Here is a 14,984-nt window from a genome sequence, read left to right on the forward strand (position 1 = left end):
GCGAGACTGCGAGGGCATTGTGCCAACACAGGTGATGTTCGGGGAGAGGTCTCATGGAGCAGGGAAAGGACCGGTCACTGGTCAGTAAAGTGATGGATGGGCTTGTCACGGGAATCGTCGAGGACAAGTATGGGGGCGTGTTGCCGCCGCAGGACGTGTTGTCGAAGGAGTTCGACGTCAGTCGCACCGTGATGCGCGAAGCGCTCTCGATGTTGCTGGCGCGCGACATGCTGGACGTGCGCCCGAAGGTCGGCACGCGCGTTCGGCCGATGAGCCATTGGAGGATGATCGACGAAGATGTCGTGAACTGGCGTTTCCGGGCGAAGCCCGATCGGCAGTTCCTGCGCGACGTGATCGAGTTCCGGACGCTGATCGAGCCGCGCGCGACCGCTCAGGCGGCAAGCCGTGCGACGGCGGCCGAAATCGCAGGCATTCGGGAGGCATTCGAGCTGTTCAAATTGGCCGAGCCGGGGACGCCGGCATACGACGAGGCGGATGAGCTGCTGCATACGCGCATCGTGCATGCGAGCGGCAATCAGTTCTTCCAACAAATGGCGGCGATCATTCGCGGCGCGCTGCGCGTCGTGAACCCGCGAATGAGCCAGCGCGACGATATTCGCGCGCTCGCGCTCAAGTCGCACGGGCGGGTCGTCGAGGCGATCGAGCGGCGCGATGCGCGCGAGGCGGAAGCGGCCGCGCTCGAGCTGATCGACTACACGGCGGAGGAGATGCGCGACTTCGCGGTCGAGATGCCCGAGCGCAACTGAGCGCCGCGCCGTGTCGCACGCCGGAGGCCGGCCGTTTATCATGACGGCCGGCCGGGCTGCGAGTCCGACGCCGGATATCCTCAGCGACACGGAATTGATTCGATGACCGATTACCAACCGACGCCGATTCGTTTCGGCATCGTCGGCGCGGGCAGCATCGCGCGCCGGTTCGCACAGAGCATCGCGCACGTGCGCGATGCCGTGCTCTCGCACGTGTGGGCGCGCCGCGTCGACGCGGCCGCCGCGTTCTGCGACGCGCACGGCGGCGCGCCGTGCGCGAGCGTCGACGCGCTCTTCGCATCCGAGATCGACGCCGTCTACATCGCGACGCTGAACGACAGCCACGCGCATTACGCGCGCGCGGCGCTCGCGGCCGGCAAGGCAGTGCTCTGCGAAAAGCCCGCGACCGTCAACGCGCGCGAGCTCGATGCGGTGCTCTGCGACGCGCGCGCCGCGAAGCGCCTGTTCATGGAGGCGATGAAGCCGCCGTTCTATCCGCTGTACCGAAAGCTGCGCGCGCATCTCGAGCGCGATCCGATCGGCGACGTCGCGCTCGTGCGTGCGGGCTGCGCGTCATCGACGGTGCCGGCCGATCATCCCGTCTACCGTTTCGAGCAGGCGGGCGGCGCGCTGCTCGACATCGGCGTCTACGAAATGTTTCTCGCTGTCGACTGGCTGGGCGCGCCGCTCGACGTGCAGGCATTCGGTCGCGTCGGCGCGACGGGCGTCGACGTGTTCGCGAGCGTCAACGCGCGGCACGAGCGTGGCGTGTCGCAGCTTTTCTGCGGGCTCGACGTGATGGGGCGCGGCGACGCGCTCCTCGCGGCCGCGGGCGGCTACGTGACGATTCACGAAAACTGGTGGAACCCCGCGCGGGCGACGATCCGCTATGCGGACGGCCGCGTCGTCGAGCTCGACGAGCCGTTCGACGGCGGCGGCCTCAATTACGAGATCGCGCACTTCTGCGAGCTGCTGCGCGCGGGGGAGCTCGAAAGCCCGGTGATGACGCACGATCATTCGCGGCGGATGATCGCGATGACGGATGCGGCGCGCGCGGCGCTCGGCGTGCGCTATCCGATGGATTGACGGGCGACGTGGGCGCTGGACCTGCGCGCCGCCGCGCTTGTGGCGCGCGGCGGCGTCGCACGCGCGATCAATGCCGGCTCGGCAAAGCGAGCCGGCGTTCGTACCAGCGCTGCACCCATTCGAGAATCTGGCACAGCACCCAGTAGACGCCGGCCGCCGCGAGATAGAGCGGCAGCGGCTGATAGGTCGACGCGATGATTTCCTGCGCGCTGCGCAGCAGCTCGGTGACGGTGATCACCGACACGAGCGACGTGTCCTTGATCAGGCTGATGAGGCTGTTCGACAGGCTCGGCACCGCGATGCGCAGCGCCTGCGGGCCGATCACGTAGCGCAGCGTCTGCCGCCACGACAGCCCGAGGCTGTAGGCGGCGAGCCATTGCCCCTTGTCGATCCCGTTGATCGCGCCGCGCATGCTTTCGGACATGTAAGCGGCGACGTTCGCGGACAGCGCGATTACGCCGGCGGGCGTCGGATCGAGCGAGATGCCGAGGCTCGGCAGTCCGTAGTAGACGACGAAGATCTGTACGAGGAGCGGCGTGCCGCGCATCACGCTCACGTACGCGCGCGCGACGCCGGCCAGCACCGCGCTGCGGCCGATGCCCATTAGCGCGAGCGCGACGGCGCCGACGAGGCCGAGCACCATCGACAGCACGGCGAACTTGACGGTCAAAAGCGCGCCCTGGAGGAGGACCGGGAGCGATTGGGCGAGGAGGGAAGTGATCGGCATGTGAAGCGGTGACGAGGCTTACGCGAAAGCGCAATCATAAACCGGACGCGCAATGCAAAGGGCGGCACCGTTGCGGATGCCGCCCTCGTTTGCCGCCGGACGCGGGCGGCGCGACGACGAGCTTACGCGCTCACTTGACGGGCTTCGTCACGTCGATGCCGAACCACTTGTCCGAGATCTTCGTGAACGTGCCGTCGGATTCGAGTTGCGCCATTGCGTCCGCAATCGCCTTCGCGAACTTCGGGTTGCCCTTCTTGTACGGGATGCCGGACGGATTCGCCGAGCCGACGTTCGCGCCCGGGCGCAGCGGCAGCTGCGAGTTCTTCGTCAGGTACGCGAGCATCAGGCGGTCGTTGAGCGCCGCGTCGAGGCGGCCGGCCGCGAGATCGCGCAGATACTCGGGCGCGCCCGGATACGTCTTCACGTCGATGCCCGGCACCGACTTCGCCATGTCCATGTAATTCGTGCCGAGCGCGACGCCGAGCTTCTTGCCCTTCAGCTCTTCGAGCGACTTGAACTGGCGCGCGTCGTCCTTGCGCTGGATCAGTTGCGCGGACGAGTAGGTGTACGCCGGCGAGAAGTCGAGCGTTTCGCGGCGCTTGTCGGTGATGCCGACCTGGTTGACGATCACGTCGAACTTGCCCGCCTGCAGGCCCGCGATGATGCCGCTCCATTCGGTCGTGACGAATTCGGGCTTCACGCCGAGCTTCGCGGCGATCGCCTTGGCGATGTCCACGTCGAAGCCGACGAGCTCGCCTTGCGGGTTCTTCGAGTTGAACGGCGGGAACGTGCCTTCGAGGCCGATCCGCAGCGTGCCGCGTTGCTTGACTTCGTCGAGCAGATCCGCCGCGTGCGCGGTGGCGGCGACGAACGACGCGCCGATCAGGCCGGCGACCAGAAGCTTCTTCAGCGACGCAATTTTCATTGTGTTGTTTCCTTGCCTGGGAGGGGGTCTTCGATGAGGCCCTGATATCGATCGCGCAATGGTAGCGAAATAACAATCGATATCTAAATATCGTTTGTTTATTTCTATATCACCGCGCTTGCTCGCGAGCGATCGCCTTCACGCATTCGGCGACGAGCGCCGGGCCGCGATAGATGAAGCCCGTGTACACCTGCACGAGCGACGCGCCCGCCGCGAGTTTCGCACGCGCGTCCTCGCCGGAGAAGATGCCGCCCACGCCGATGATGGGCACGGCGTCGCCGAGCTCCGCGTGCAGCTTGCGGATCACCGCGTTCGACGCGTCGAACACCGGCCGCCCGGACAGCCCGCCCGCTTCGTCGGCGTGCGGCAGGCCCTTCACGGCGTCGCGCGACAGCGTCGTGTTGGTCGCGATCACGCCTTCGATCTGGTGGCGCAAGAGCGTCGCGGCGATCTCCTTCACCTGCTCGTCGTCGAGGTCCGGCGCGATCTTCAGCGCGAGCGGCACGAGCTTGCCGTGCAGGTCGGCGAGACGCCGCTGCTTGTCCTTCAGCGCGGCGAGCAGCGCGTCGAGCTCGCCCGCGCCCTGCAACTGGCGCAGGTTCTTCGTATTCGGCGACGAGATGTTGATCGTCACGTAGCTCGCGAACGGATAGACGCGCTCGAGGCAGTACAGGTAATCGTCGGCCGCGCGCTCGATCGGCGTGTCGGCGTTCTTGCCGATGTTCAGCCCGAGCACGCCGCGATAGCGCGCCGCCTGCACGTTCTTCACGAACTGGTCGACGCCGCTGTTGTTGAAGCCCATCCGGTTGATGATCGCTTGCGCCTCGGGCAGCCGGAACATCCGCGGGCGCGGATTGCCGGGCTGCGCGCGCGGCGTGACCGTGCCGACCTCGATGAAGCCGAAGCCGAGCGCGGCGAAGCCGTCGATCGCCGCGCCGTCCTTGTCGAGGCCGGCCGCGAGTCCGACCGGATTGCGGAACTCGAGCCCCATCACGGTGCGCGGCGCGTCGGGCACGTGCGAGGAGAGCGCGCACGCGAGGCCGGTGCGGCCCGCGGCGCCGAGCATGCGCAGGGTCAGATGATGGGCGTCCTCGGCGTCCATCTTGAAGAGAGACGCGCGGGCAAGCGGATAGAGGGAGCTGAACACGGAAGAGGCGGCGGCAGCCGAAAAATTGACAACCCGGTATTTTAGCCGAGAAGCGCCGGCGCGCCTTCGCAGGGCGGGCGGCGGCGCACGTGCGCCACGCCGTCAGCGCGTGCCCGAATGGCCGCCCGGCAGCGGCGCGCGCGCGAACGCGGCATCGACGGGCGGCAGGTCGACGAGCGTCGGATCGAGCACTTTCCAGCGGCCGTCGACGAGCCCTTCGAGCGGATGGAAGTTCGCCTTGTACGCCATCTTCGGGCTCTCGCGAATCCAGTAGCCGAGATAGACGTACGGCAGGCGCAGGCTCTTCGCCTGCTCGATCTGCCAGAGGATGTTGTAGGTGCCGTAGCTCGCGTGCGGCTCGTCGGGATCGAAGAACGTGTAGACGGACGACAGGCCGTCGCCGAGGATGTCGATCATGCTGACCATGCGCAGCGCGCTCGCTCCGTCCTGCGTCGGATCGAGATCGCGGAACTCGACGAGCCGCGAGTTGATCCGGCTCTGCAGCAGAAATTGCTCGTATTGATCGCGGCTGTCGCGATCCATGCCGCCGCCCGCGTGGCGCGCCGACTGATAGCGCATGTAGAGCGCGTAATGCTCTTCGTCGTAATGGAGCGGCGACACCGTCGCGACGAGCGCGCGATGACGCTTCCATGCGCGCCGCTGCGTGCGGCTCGCCTTGAACGCGTCGACGGGCACGCGCACCGGCACGCACGCGCGGCAGCCGTCGCAGTAGGGGCGGTACGTGAACACGCCGGAGCGGCGAAAGCCTGCCTTGACGAGCTCGGTGTAGATGTCCGAATTGATCAGATGACTGGGCGTCGCGACTTGCGAGCGCGCGATGCGCCCGTCCAGATAACTGCACGGGTAGGGGGCCGTCGCATAGAATTGCAACGCCGAAAGCGGTGAAAGCGGCAGCTCAGTGGGATGAGTCATGGGCAGCTCTCGATGTATTGATGTTTTGCCGCGCTAACGATCGAATGCATCCGCTGCCGTCGCCGAAGCGGCATGGCCGAGCAGCCCGGCGACGACGGTCTTGTCGAACCGCCATGGTATCGGCGCTTCGCCGACGGCGCGGCGCACGTGGGCGACGAACGCCTTGCGCGCGATTTCCCGGCCGCCGAGCGACGCCAGATGCGACGTGTTCTGCTGGCAGTCTATCATTTCTACCCTGTGCTCGCGCAGGTGCGCGACGAGCGCCGCGAGCGCGATTTTCGACGCGTCGCTCACGTCCGCGTACATCGATTCGCCGAAGAACATCCGGCCGAACGACACGCCGTAAAGGCCGCCCACGCGGCGGCCGTCGAGCCAGGTTTCGATGCTGTGCGCGTCGCCCGCGTGGTGCAGCGACGAATACGCGTCGACGATCTCCGCGGTGATCCACGTACCGCGCTGTCCGGGCCGAGGCGCCTGCGCGCACGCGCGCATCACGCCGGCGAAGTCGCTGTCGACGCGAATCTCCCAGCGCGGCTCGCGCAGCACGCGCTTGAGCGTCTTTCTGAACGTCGCGGAAATCTTGAATTCGGTGGGCGCGAGGATCATCCGCGGATCGGGGCTCCACCAGAGCACCGGCTGGCCGTCCGAATACCACGGGAAGATGCCGCGCCGGTACGCGTCGATGAGGCGCGACGGCAGCAGGTCGGCGCTCGCGGCGAGGAGGCCGGGCGCGCCGCTCGCCGCGCCGAGCGCGCGCTCGACGCTCGGAAACGGATCGTCGGGGCCGAGCCAGGGAACCATGCGCGCGCCTAGCCGTTGCGCAGCGAGCGGAAGATGTCGCCCGTGTGGACGCCGTAGTCGCCCGCCTCGCGGTCGGCGAAGAAGAACCGCAGCGTCTGGCTGACGGTCGGGAACGCGATGTCGTCCCACGGAATGTCCGCTTCGTCGAAGAGCCGCACTTCGAGGCTTTCCTCGCCCGCCTCGAAAGACGGATCGACGAGGCGCGCCAGATAGAAGAGATGCACCTGATGGACGTGCGGCACGTTCAGCAGCGTGAAGAGATTCTGCACCTCGACGCGCGCGCCCGCTTCCTCGAGCGTTTCGCGCGCCGCGGCCTCGGCCGTCGTCTCGCCCATCTCCATGAAGCCCGCGGGCAGCGTCCAGAAGCCGTAGCGCGGCTCGATCGCGCGCCGGCACAGCAGCACCTGCTCGCCCCACACGGGAATCGTGCCCACGACGTTGCGCGGGTTCTGATAGTGGATCGTGCCGCAATGGTCGCAGACAAAGCGCTCGCGATTGTCTCCCGGCGGGATGCGCGCAATGACTTCGTGACCGCAAACGGAACAGAATTTCATAGGAAGGGGATGGGAAATGGTGATGCGAGTGTATCACCGGGCGGGGGCATTCTCGAACGCTCGCCGTGGAGCGCCGTGCCGAACGGCGCGTGCGCGGCGGCGCGTTCGCGACAGGCTTTTCGCGCGATCGCGGTTGCCCGCGCTCGCGCGTTGCGCTTTCGTTCGGCGCGTGTCGCGCCGGCTGCGCGCGATGGCGTTCGGATGCAGATCGGCGACGCAATCGAGCAGGCGCCCGAAAAGCAAAAAGCCCACCGTTGAGGGCGGGCTTTCTGATCGGTTTCGACGTGGATTCGTCCGTTTTCGCATGACCGCGCGCTCGGCGCCGCTTGCGAAAAACCTGGCTTGGTTGCGGGGGTAGGATTTGAACCTACGACCTTCGGGTTATGAGCCCGACGAGCTGCCAGACTGCTCCACCCCGCGTCCGTCGAAAGATGAAATTATAAGGAGATACCCGGAGAAATGCAACACCTTCCTGACGATTTCCGTTCGCCGCCGCGCCCGAACGGCTCGGAAGCGGCGCTGCGCTAGAATCGGAGCGTTTCGCCGGACTGTTTCGCCGGACTGTTTCGCCGGCCGCACCGCACGGGCCGCGCAGCGCGCCGGCCGCCCGAGGCGGCGCGGCATTTCCTTCTCGCATTTTCGCTATCGTTCGCACACACGCGTCATGGACATCGCTCTCGATCTGCAGTCGATCGCCGTACAGGAAAAGACCCTCGTGTTCCCGCAGTTCGACGCCGCGCGCGCATGGGCGCTCGGCTCGCAGCTGCGCGAGCTCGCGCTCGCGCGCGGCCATGCCGTCGCGATCGACGTGCGCACGTTCGGGCAGCCGCTCTTCTTCGCGTTGCTCGACGGCGCGACGCCTGACAACGTCGATTGGGCGCGCCGCAAAGGCAATGTCGTCGCGCATTTCCGGCGCAGCTCGTATGCGGTCGGCCTGCGGATGCAGCAGGCCGGTGCGACGCTCGCCGACAAGCACGGGCTGTCCGCGTCCGAATACGCGTCGCACGGCGGCGCGTTTCCGCTCGCGGTGGCCGGGGCGGGCGTGATCGGCTCGGTGACGGTGTCGGGGCTGCCGCAGCGGGGCGATCACGAGCTCGTCGTCGAAGCGCTGTGCGCGCAGCTCGGCCACGCGTACGAAACGCTGGCGCTCGTGAGGAGCTGACGCGATGCAACTGCCCAGCTATGCATGGCTCGCGATCGCGATCGTCGCCGAGGTGATCGGCACGTCGGCGCTGCGCGCGGCCGAAGGTTTCACGCGGCTCTGGCCGACGCTCATCGTCGCCGCGGGTTACGGCACCGCGTTCTATTGCCTGTCGCTGACGCTCAAGAGCATGCCGGTGGGCGTCGTGTATGCGATCTGGTCGGGTGCGGGCATCGTGCTCATCACGCTCGTCGCCGTCGTGCTGTATCGGCAGGTGCCGGACTGGCCGGCGGTGGTCGGGCTCGCGCTCATCGTCTCGGGCGTGGTGGTGCTCAATCTCTTTTCGAAAATGCAGGCGCATTGACGGCCGCGCCCGCCCACTTCCCATCGTCATGAACGCTTCCCTTACCGATTCGCCCGAGGCTGACGTCCGCGCGCACGTCGCGAACCGCATCGGCTTTCTCGAACTGAACCGTCCGCAAGCGCTCAATGCGCTGTCGACCGGCATGATCCGCGCGCTGCACCGCGCGCTCGACGCGTGGCGCGACGATCCCGGCGTGCTCGCGGTCGTGATCCACAGCCCGCATCCGCGCGCGTTCTGCGCGGGCGGCGACGTGCGCTTCTTCCACGATGCGCACCGGCGCGGCGATCAGGCGTCGATCGACACGTTCTTCATCGAAGAGTATTCGCTGAACCACGCGATCTTCACCTATCCGAAGCCGTACATCGCGCTGATGCACGGCGTCGTGATGGGCGGCGGGATGGGCATCTCGCAGGCGGCGAAGCACACCGGCGGGCTGCGCGTCGTCACGGACTCGACGAAGATGGCGATGCCGGAGACGCGCATCGGGCTCTTTCCCGACGTCGGCATGAGCTGGTTTCTCGCGCGCACGCCGGGCGCGCTCGGCCGCTATCTCGCCGTCACGGGCGCGACGCTCGACGCGGCGAGCGCGCTGTATGCGCAGCTTGCCGACGCGTATCTGCCGGATGCGGCGCTGCCGGCGCTCATCGACGCGCTGCGCACCGAGCGCTTCGACGACGGCGCGGCGGTGACGGCGCGCGTCGCGGCCGAAGCGGCGCGGCACGCGCCGGCGCCCGCGCCCGACGCGTCGACGCTCGCGGCCGCGCGCGCGTCGATCGACAGGCATTTCGCGCGGGCCGACGTCGCCGCGATCGCCGCGTCCCTCGACGCCGAGCGCGACGCTTCGGTGCGCAGCGCGTGGCTCGACAAGGCGCGCGATGCGATGCGCGGCGGCGCGCTGTCGCCGCTGTCGATGGCGGTGTCGCTGGAAGTCGTCGAGCGCGCGCGCGGCGCGACGATGGCGGATTGCCTGCGGCGCGATCTCGACCTGACGCGTTCGACGTTCGCGCGCGGCGACGTGATCGAAGGCGTGCGCGCGGTGATCGTCGACAAGGATCACGCGCCGAAGTGGCGTTATCCGACGATCTCGGACGTGACGGCGGAGGTGGTCGCGAGGATGTTCGAGAGCCCGTGGCGCGCGGACGAGCATCCGCTCAGAGGTTTGCGCGACTGACGGCGGGGCGTTGCGCGGGTTGCGTGGTGCGCGGCGACGCATGCGAAGGCGAGGAAGCGAGGAGGCCGTCGGCCTCGACCGCCGACGAGCACGCTCCGCGGTTTCCGCGCGCTTCCGGGCGCGCCATGCACGGGGCCGCGCGCGCATAGCGCGGCGCGCCCGATGCTGCACGACGCGGCGCGGGTCATTCGATCGGCGCTCGACGAGCGCGTCACGATCGATCCGAACGATCGCCTCGTCGAAGACAATTCAACCGATTCGCCGAAGGCTCCCCGGCCGACGCGCCGAAAATTTTTTCGACCGCCGCGACGCGGAAACGTCGATCCGTCGGCGACCGCGGCCATCCGCCATCCATTCAGGTATCGGCGCGATCGTCCGTCGAACGATGGACGATCTTCGCGTCGCGCGCGGTCAGCGCGGCGCGCGACGGCGGTGGTGAACGCCGCGCCCGATCGGCGGCGCTCACGCGTCGTCGCCGTTGTCCGACATGAACGCTCGCATGAACACGAGCGCGCCCCAGCCCCAGACGGCGTTCGCGACGAAGCCGACGACGAGGGGCGGCAGCATGTTGCCGGCCGGCCAGAAGCCGCGCAGCGGATCGATCGCGAACACGCGCGCGGCGGTGAGCACGATGCCGCCGAACATGAGCGACGGCACCCATGGCGCCGCGCGCTCGGGCGACACGCGCAGCAGCCACGCCATCAGGATCGCCCAGCACGCGCTCATGATCGCGTTCGCGACGAATTCAGGAATGCCGAGCGGGACGAACGGCGCGGTCGAGAAGCCGGTCGCGTCGATGAGGCCGGCCGTATGCAATAGCGCGAGCGTCGCTTCACGGAAGAAGAGCGCGGCGAGAAAGCCGGACAGAAACGGCAGGATCACTTTCTGCATCGAGAGCGTCACGTAAAGGCGCGGCGCCGTGCGGCGCGCGCCGGGTTGTTAGGGACTTGGGCAACATTATAGGGGCCCGTGCGCCCATATTCGCTGCAGCAGCACGCTATGCACGAAAGCGGAAAACCTAAGCTCAAAAAAATCGTTCCTATACGAAACCGCGCTCCCTAGACTGGTTCCCCAGAGACGGCCGGGCCGCCCATCGCGCGAAAGCGCACGCAAGCCGAGCGGTTCGCCGCGGCATGCGTTCCCCAACTCATCCGCGAGTGCCGCGCCGCCGCCCACTTCTTCGCACGATCAGTCAGGCAGGAGCATCGCATGAATGTGTTTTGGTTCATCCCCACGCACGGCGACAGCCGCTATCTCGGCACGGCCGAGGGCGCACGCGCCGCGGATTACGATTACTTCCGGCAGGTCGCCGTCGCGGCCGACACGCTCGGCTATGACGGCGTGCTGCTGCCGACGGGCCGCTCGTGCGAGGATGCGTGGGTCGTCGCGTCGAGCCTCATTCCGGCGACGAAGCGCCTGAAATTCCTGGTCGCGATCCGGCCGGGGTTGTCGTCGCCCGGGCTGTCCGCGCGGATGGCGTCGACGTTCGACCGGCTCTCCGACGGGCGCCTGCTGATCAACGTCGTGACGGGCGGCGATTCGGCCGAGCTCGAAGGCGACGGCCTCTTCGCCGATCACGACACGCGCTACGCGATCACCGACGATTTCCTGCACATCTGGCGCAAGCTGCTCGCCGAATCGCACGAGAACGGCAGCGTCGATTTCGACGGCGAGCACCTGCAGGCGAAGGGCGGCAAGCTGCTGTATCCGCCCGTTCAGCATCCGCATCCGCCGCTGTGGTTCGGCGGCTCGTCGCCCGCCGCGCACGCGATCGCGGCCGACCACATCGATACCTATCTGACCTGGGGCGAGCCGCCCGCCGCGGTCGAGAAGAAGATCGCCGACATTCGCGCGCGTGCGGCCGAGCGCGGCCGCCAGATCAAGTTCGGAATCCGCCTGCACGTGATCGTGCGCGAGACCGAAGAGGAAGCGTGGCGCGACGCCGATCGCCTCATCAGCCGGCTCGACGACGACACGATCGTGCGCGCGCAGCAGGCGTTCTCGAAGATGGATTCCGAAGGTCAGCGCCGGATGGCCGCGCTGCACGGCGGCAAACGCGGTTCGCGCCAGGAGCTCGAGGTCTATCCGAATCTGTGGGCGGGCGTCGGGCTCGTGCGCGGCGGCGCGGGGACGGCGCTCGTCGGGAATCCCGAGCAAGTCGCCGCGCGGATGCGCGAATACGCGGCGCTCGGCATCGAGACGTTCATCCTGTCCGGCTATCCGCATCTCGAGGAATCGTACCGCTTCGCCGAGCTCGTGTTCCCGCTTGTCAAGGGCGGCGGCGGCGCGCGTCGCACGGGGCCGCTGTCGGGGCCGTTCGGCGAAGTCGTCGGCAATCAGTATCTGCCGAAGGCGAGCCAGAGCTGAGCGGGGAGGGCATCGACATGGCAACGACGCATTCAAGCCCGAGCTTCGCCGTGCGCCGCGCCGGGCAAGCCGCGCGCGCGATCGCGCCGTGGCTCGTGCCGCTCGCGCTCGTGCTCGCGTGGGAATTCGCCGCGCGCTCGGGCGCGCTGTCGAGTCGCGTGCTGCCCGAGCCGTTCGCCGTCGTGCGCGCCGCGTGGGCGCTCGTCGAATCGGGCGACATGTGGGCGAACGTGAAAGTCAGCACGTGGCGCGCGCTCGTCGGCTTCGTGATCGGCGGCGGCGTCGGGCTCGCGCTCGGCCTCGCGACCGGGCTCTCGAAGGCGGCCGAAGTCGCGCTCGACTCGACGATCCAGATGATCCGCAACATCCCCGCGCTCGCGATGATTCCGCTCGTGATCCTGTGGTTCGGCATCGACGAGAAGGCGAAGCTCTTCCTCGTCGCGCTCGGCGTGTTCTTCCCGGTCTACATCAACACGTATCACGGAATCCGCTCGGTCGACGCGGGCCTCGTCGAGATGGCGAGGAGCTACGGCGTGAAGGGCTTCGCGCTCTATCGCGACGTGATCCTGCCGGGCGCGCTGCCGTCGATTCTCGTCGGCGTGCGATTCGCGCTCGGGCTGATGTGGGTGATGCTGATCGTCGCCGAGACGATCTCCGCGCAATCGGGCATCGGCTACATGACGATGAATGCGCGCGAATTCTTGCAAACCGACGTGGTGGTGGTCGGCATCCTGCTGTACGCGGTGCTCGGCAAGCTTGCCGACGTGCTCGCGAAATGGCTCGAGCGCGCGACGCTGCGCTGGCACCCCGCGTATCAACCGGGAGCCCAGGCATGAACGGAACCACGCTGGCCGCCACGTATGGCCCGATCGCGGGCGCGGATCTCGAGGCCGAGCTCGCGCAGCCGCGCACCACGGACGGCGACGCGCAGGACGCCGCGGTGCTGGAGCGCGACGGCGGCGCGCACGTGCTGCCGTTCGCGTCGGGCGGCGAATTTCGCCGTGCGCCGCGCGACGGCGCCGCGGACGCATCGGTGCGCCTGCAACGCGTGAGCAAGCGCTACGGCGAGCGGACCGTGCTCGCCGACGTCGACCTGTCGATCGAGCGCGGCAGCTTCGTCGCGATCGTCGGCCGCAGCGGCTGCGGGAAATCGACGCTGCTGCGGCTCGTCGCGGAGCTCGAGACGCCGAGCGCCGGCACGCTCGTCAAGCATGGCGAAGGCGGCGGCGCGCTCGATACGCGAATCATGTATCAGGATGCGCGCCTGCTGCCGTGGAAGACCGTGCTGCAGAACGTGATGCTCGGTCTCGGGCGGCGCGCGAGGGACGATGCGCGCGCCGTGCTCGACGAAGTCGGGCTGCTCGCGCGCGCGAACGACTGGCCCGCGCAACTGTCGGGCGGCCAGCGGCAGCGCGTCGCGCTCGCGCGGGCGCTCGTTCACCGTCCGCAACTGCTGCTGCTCGACGAGCCGCTCGGCGCGCTCGATGCGCTCACGCGCATCGAGATGCATGCGCTGATCGAGCGCCTCTGGCGCGAACATCGATTTACCGCGCTGCTCGTCACGCATGACGTTCAGGAGGCGGTTGCGCTCGGCGACCGGATTCTGCTCATCGAGGCGGGCAGGGTCGCGTTCGATCAGCCGGTGCCGCTCGAGCGGCCGCGCGCACGCGCGTCGGCGACGTTCGCCGCACTCGAGGAGCGCGTGCTGCAACGCGTGCTGACGGGCGCGGACGCGGCCAATACGGCGCCGGCCGCCGCGCTTGCGGACGGCGTGCGCGGCCGCGCGGCCGCCGCGGGCGGATTGCGCTGGGCGGTATGACGGGCGCGCGGCGCTCGCGCCGCCGCCTGCGCGATCGAACCGGTCGCATCGATCAATCAGACGAACCATTCGGAGCGAATACTCGATGAGCATCACGGCAATCAACGTACGAAATCAATTCCGAGGCAAGGTGAAGGAGATCATCCGCGGGCCCGTCGTGTCCGAAGTCGACGTCGACACGCCGTTCGGCATCGTCACGTCGGTCATCACGACGCGCTCGATCGACGAACTCGAGCTGAAGGTGGGCACCGAGGTGGTGGCGCTCGTCAAGTCGACTGAAGTATCGATCGCCCGCCTCTGAGCGGGCGGCCGCCTCGGCTACGCCCGACCGGCGCGAGGCGGCTTCTCGCGCCGGCCCAGCGCCGCTTGCGTCGTTTTTCCCGGCATGTGCGAAAGTGCTAGGATGGAACGAAACCGACGGCGGAGGCGGGCCATGTTTCCTACCCTGAGTCCAGAAGCGATCGAAGCGCTGAAATGGATCGACCAGTTCGGCTCCGGCCGGCCGCTGCCGGCGGGTTTCCGGCTGGCGCTCGAAGAGCTTCTGAACGACGGCTTCGTCTATCAGAGCGGCCCGGACCGGGCCGACATCACCGACGACGGCAAGGCTTACCTGTCTGAAGCGTACGATTGACGGAGGCGGCGCGCGCCGCAGGACTTGCCCGCGACGACGCAGGCGCACGAACCGTCCGGGTTCGGGAGGCGGCGAAATGGAACCGAAAGGCAATGACATCGGCGACTTCGGCGAGTCCTACAAGGGCTACGAGATCGAAGTGAAGACCGAGCAGGTGTGGGCGGGCGAGAAGGCGCATTACCGGGTGCTGCAGGGCGGCACGGTGATGATCGACTGGCGGCTCGTGCATATCGACGGGCTGCTGCTCAGCGAGCGCAGGGTGATCGAGCAGACGCTCGCCGTCGCGCGATCGGCGGTCGACCGGGAGTTGCTGGGCGCGGGCGTCGTCTGACGGGATTCGGCTTGGGTCTTGATGGTCGTGTGACGGCCGTGCGGCGGTCGTGGCGGCGCGATCGGTCCGCGGATCGTGCGGGCGTGAGCGCGTGGCGTGATCCGATTCGGGCGGAGCGTCGGGGGCGGGACGCGCGTCGTTCGCGCCGTGGTGGCGGGATGCGGCGCGCCGCAGGCGGGAATCGGATCGATCCGCGCGATCGAACCGGTTTTCACGAGAG

At 68.2% G+C, this 14,984-nt stretch carries 19 protein-coding genes and 1 tRNA gene; 12 read left to right on the forward strand and 8 right to left on the reverse strand.

Translation table 11 applies throughout. The annotated features are described in order from the left end of the window. Window positions 1–53 precede the first annotated feature (53 nt). Both WS91_RS12920 and WS91_RS12925 read left to right on the forward strand, forming a co-directional pair. Window positions 54–767 (forward strand): FadR/GntR family transcriptional regulator, encoded by a 714-nt coding sequence (locus tag WS91_RS12920; protein ID WP_038743194.1) that lies wholly within the window; start codon window positions 54–56, stop codon window positions 765–767. A gap of 102 nt (window positions 768–869) precedes the next feature. Further along, complete coding sequence (locus WS91_RS12925) at window positions 870–1,853, forward strand: Gfo/Idh/MocA family protein (RefSeq protein ID WP_059670373.1); 984 nt, start codon at window positions 870–872, stop codon at window positions 1,851–1,853. A 67-nt stretch (window positions 1,854–1,920) separates the two neighbouring features. Here WS91_RS12925 and WS91_RS12930 read toward each other — a convergent pair whose 3' ends face one another. The 6 genes from WS91_RS12930 to WS91_RS12955 form a co-directional block, all read right to left on the reverse strand. Next, window positions 1,921–2,580, reverse strand: a complete 660-nt coding sequence (locus tag WS91_RS12930) for an amino acid ABC transporter permease (protein ID WP_038743190.1) — start codon at window positions 2,578–2,580, stop codon at window positions 1,921–1,923. Between the two features lie 130 nt (window positions 2,581–2,710). Beyond that, complete coding sequence (locus tag WS91_RS12935; RefSeq protein WP_038743188.1) at window positions 2,711–3,505, reverse strand: cystine ABC transporter substrate-binding protein; 795 nt, start codon at window positions 3,503–3,505, stop codon at window positions 2,711–2,713. Window positions 3,506–3,614: 109 nt separating this feature from the next. Beyond that, window positions 3,615–4,652 (reverse strand): quinone-dependent dihydroorotate dehydrogenase, encoded by a 1,038-nt coding sequence (locus tag WS91_RS12940; protein ID WP_059670374.1) that lies wholly within the window; start codon window positions 4,650–4,652, stop codon window positions 3,615–3,617. A 102-nt stretch (window positions 4,653–4,754) separates the two neighbouring features. Then, the gene (locus WS91_RS12945) at window positions 4,755–5,585 is read right to left on the reverse strand and encodes an arginyltransferase (protein ID WP_059670375.1); all 831 of its coding nucleotides are present in this window, start codon (window positions 5,583–5,585) and stop codon (window positions 4,755–4,757) included. A gap of 33 nt (window positions 5,586–5,618) precedes the next feature. Further along, a complete protein-coding gene (gene aat, locus WS91_RS12950) occupies window positions 5,619–6,386 on the reverse strand; it encodes a leucyl/phenylalanyl-tRNA--protein transferase (RefSeq protein WP_059670376.1) in 768 nt (255 codons plus the stop codon). Between the two features lie 8 nt (window positions 6,387–6,394). After that, complete coding sequence (locus WS91_RS12955; RefSeq protein WP_038743180.1) at window positions 6,395–6,940, reverse strand: NUDIX hydrolase; 546 nt, start codon at window positions 6,938–6,940, stop codon at window positions 6,395–6,397. Between WS91_RS12955 and WS91_RS36810 the strand changes: the two genes are divergently transcribed. After that, window positions 6,857–7,198, forward strand: a complete 342-nt coding sequence (locus tag WS91_RS36810; protein WP_186448592.1) for a hypothetical protein — start codon at window positions 6,857–6,859, stop codon at window positions 7,196–7,198. The genes WS91_RS12955 and WS91_RS36810 overlap by 84 nt on opposite strands. A gap of 85 nt (window positions 7,199–7,283) precedes the next feature. On the opposite strand, the gene WS91_RS12965 is transcribed toward WS91_RS36810, so the two are convergent. Continuing rightward, window positions 7,284–7,360 (reverse strand) — tRNA-Met (locus tag WS91_RS12965). 244 nt (window positions 7,361–7,604) lie between these two features. Here WS91_RS12965 and WS91_RS12970 point away from each other — a divergent pair. The 3 genes from WS91_RS12970 to WS91_RS12980 are packed head-to-tail and all read left to right on the forward strand — an operon-like array spanning window position 7,605 to window position 9,616. Further along, the gene (locus WS91_RS12970; protein WP_038743176.1) at window positions 7,605–8,102 is read left to right on the forward strand and encodes a heme-degrading domain-containing protein; all 498 of its coding nucleotides are present in this window, start codon (window positions 7,605–7,607) and stop codon (window positions 8,100–8,102) included. 10 nt (window positions 8,103–8,112) lie between these two features. Further along, a complete protein-coding gene (locus WS91_RS12975) occupies window positions 8,113–8,445 on the forward strand; it encodes a DMT family transporter (protein ID WP_063889416.1) in 333 nt (110 codons plus the stop codon). A gap of 28 nt (window positions 8,446–8,473) precedes the next feature. Continuing rightward, a complete protein-coding gene (locus tag WS91_RS12980; RefSeq protein WP_038743172.1) occupies window positions 8,474–9,616 on the forward strand; it encodes an enoyl-CoA hydratase/isomerase family protein in 1,143 nt (380 codons plus the stop codon). Window positions 9,617–10,078: 462 nt separating this feature from the next. On the opposite strand, the gene WS91_RS12985 is transcribed toward WS91_RS12980, so the two are convergent. Further along, complete coding sequence (locus WS91_RS12985; protein WP_059645209.1) at window positions 10,079–10,507, reverse strand: hypothetical protein; 429 nt, start codon at window positions 10,505–10,507, stop codon at window positions 10,079–10,081. A gap of 318 nt (window positions 10,508–10,825) precedes the next feature. Here WS91_RS12985 and ssuD point away from each other — a divergent pair, with 318 nt between their 5' ends. From ssuD to WS91_RS13015, 6 genes are all read left to right on the forward strand, one after another. Further along, window positions 10,826–11,983: an FMNH2-dependent alkanesulfonate monooxygenase gene (gene ssuD / locus WS91_RS12990; RefSeq protein ID WP_059645141.1), complete on the forward strand. Its 1,158-nt coding sequence runs from the start codon at window positions 10,826–10,828 to the stop codon at window positions 11,981–11,983. Window positions 11,984–12,000: 17 nt separating this feature from the next. Continuing rightward, the gene (ssuC, locus tag WS91_RS12995) at window positions 12,001–12,819 is read left to right on the forward strand and encodes an aliphatic sulfonate ABC transporter permease SsuC (protein WP_038743168.1); all 819 of its coding nucleotides are present in this window, start codon (window positions 12,001–12,003) and stop codon (window positions 12,817–12,819) included. Further along, window positions 12,816–13,802, forward strand: a complete 987-nt coding sequence (locus WS91_RS13000) for an ATP-binding cassette domain-containing protein (RefSeq protein ID WP_038743167.1) — start codon at window positions 12,816–12,818, stop codon at window positions 13,800–13,802. The genes ssuC and WS91_RS13000 overlap by 4 nt, the downstream gene beginning before the upstream one ends. Window positions 13,803–13,887: 85 nt before the next feature. Further along, window positions 13,888–14,103 carry a TOBE domain-containing protein gene (locus tag WS91_RS13005; RefSeq protein ID WP_006026606.1) on the forward strand — a complete coding sequence of 72 codons (216 nt, stop codon included), beginning with the start codon at window positions 13,888–13,890 and terminating at the stop codon, window positions 14,101–14,103. A gap of 132 nt (window positions 14,104–14,235) precedes the next feature. Then, on the forward strand, window positions 14,236–14,433 hold the full coding sequence (locus WS91_RS13010; protein ID WP_038743165.1) for a hypothetical protein: 198 nt from the start codon (window positions 14,236–14,238) through the stop codon (window positions 14,431–14,433). 76 nt (window positions 14,434–14,509) lie between these two features. Next, window positions 14,510–14,764, forward strand: a complete 255-nt coding sequence (locus tag WS91_RS13015; RefSeq protein WP_038743163.1) for a hypothetical protein — start codon at window positions 14,510–14,512, stop codon at window positions 14,762–14,764. The last annotated feature ends 220 nt before the right edge of the window (window positions 14,765–14,984 follow it).

Source organism: Burkholderia sp. MSMB1498 (genome assembly GCF_001526245.1).
In the GTDB taxonomy this organism is placed as follows: domain Bacteria; phylum Pseudomonadota; class Gammaproteobacteria; order Burkholderiales; family Burkholderiaceae; genus Burkholderia; species Burkholderia savannae.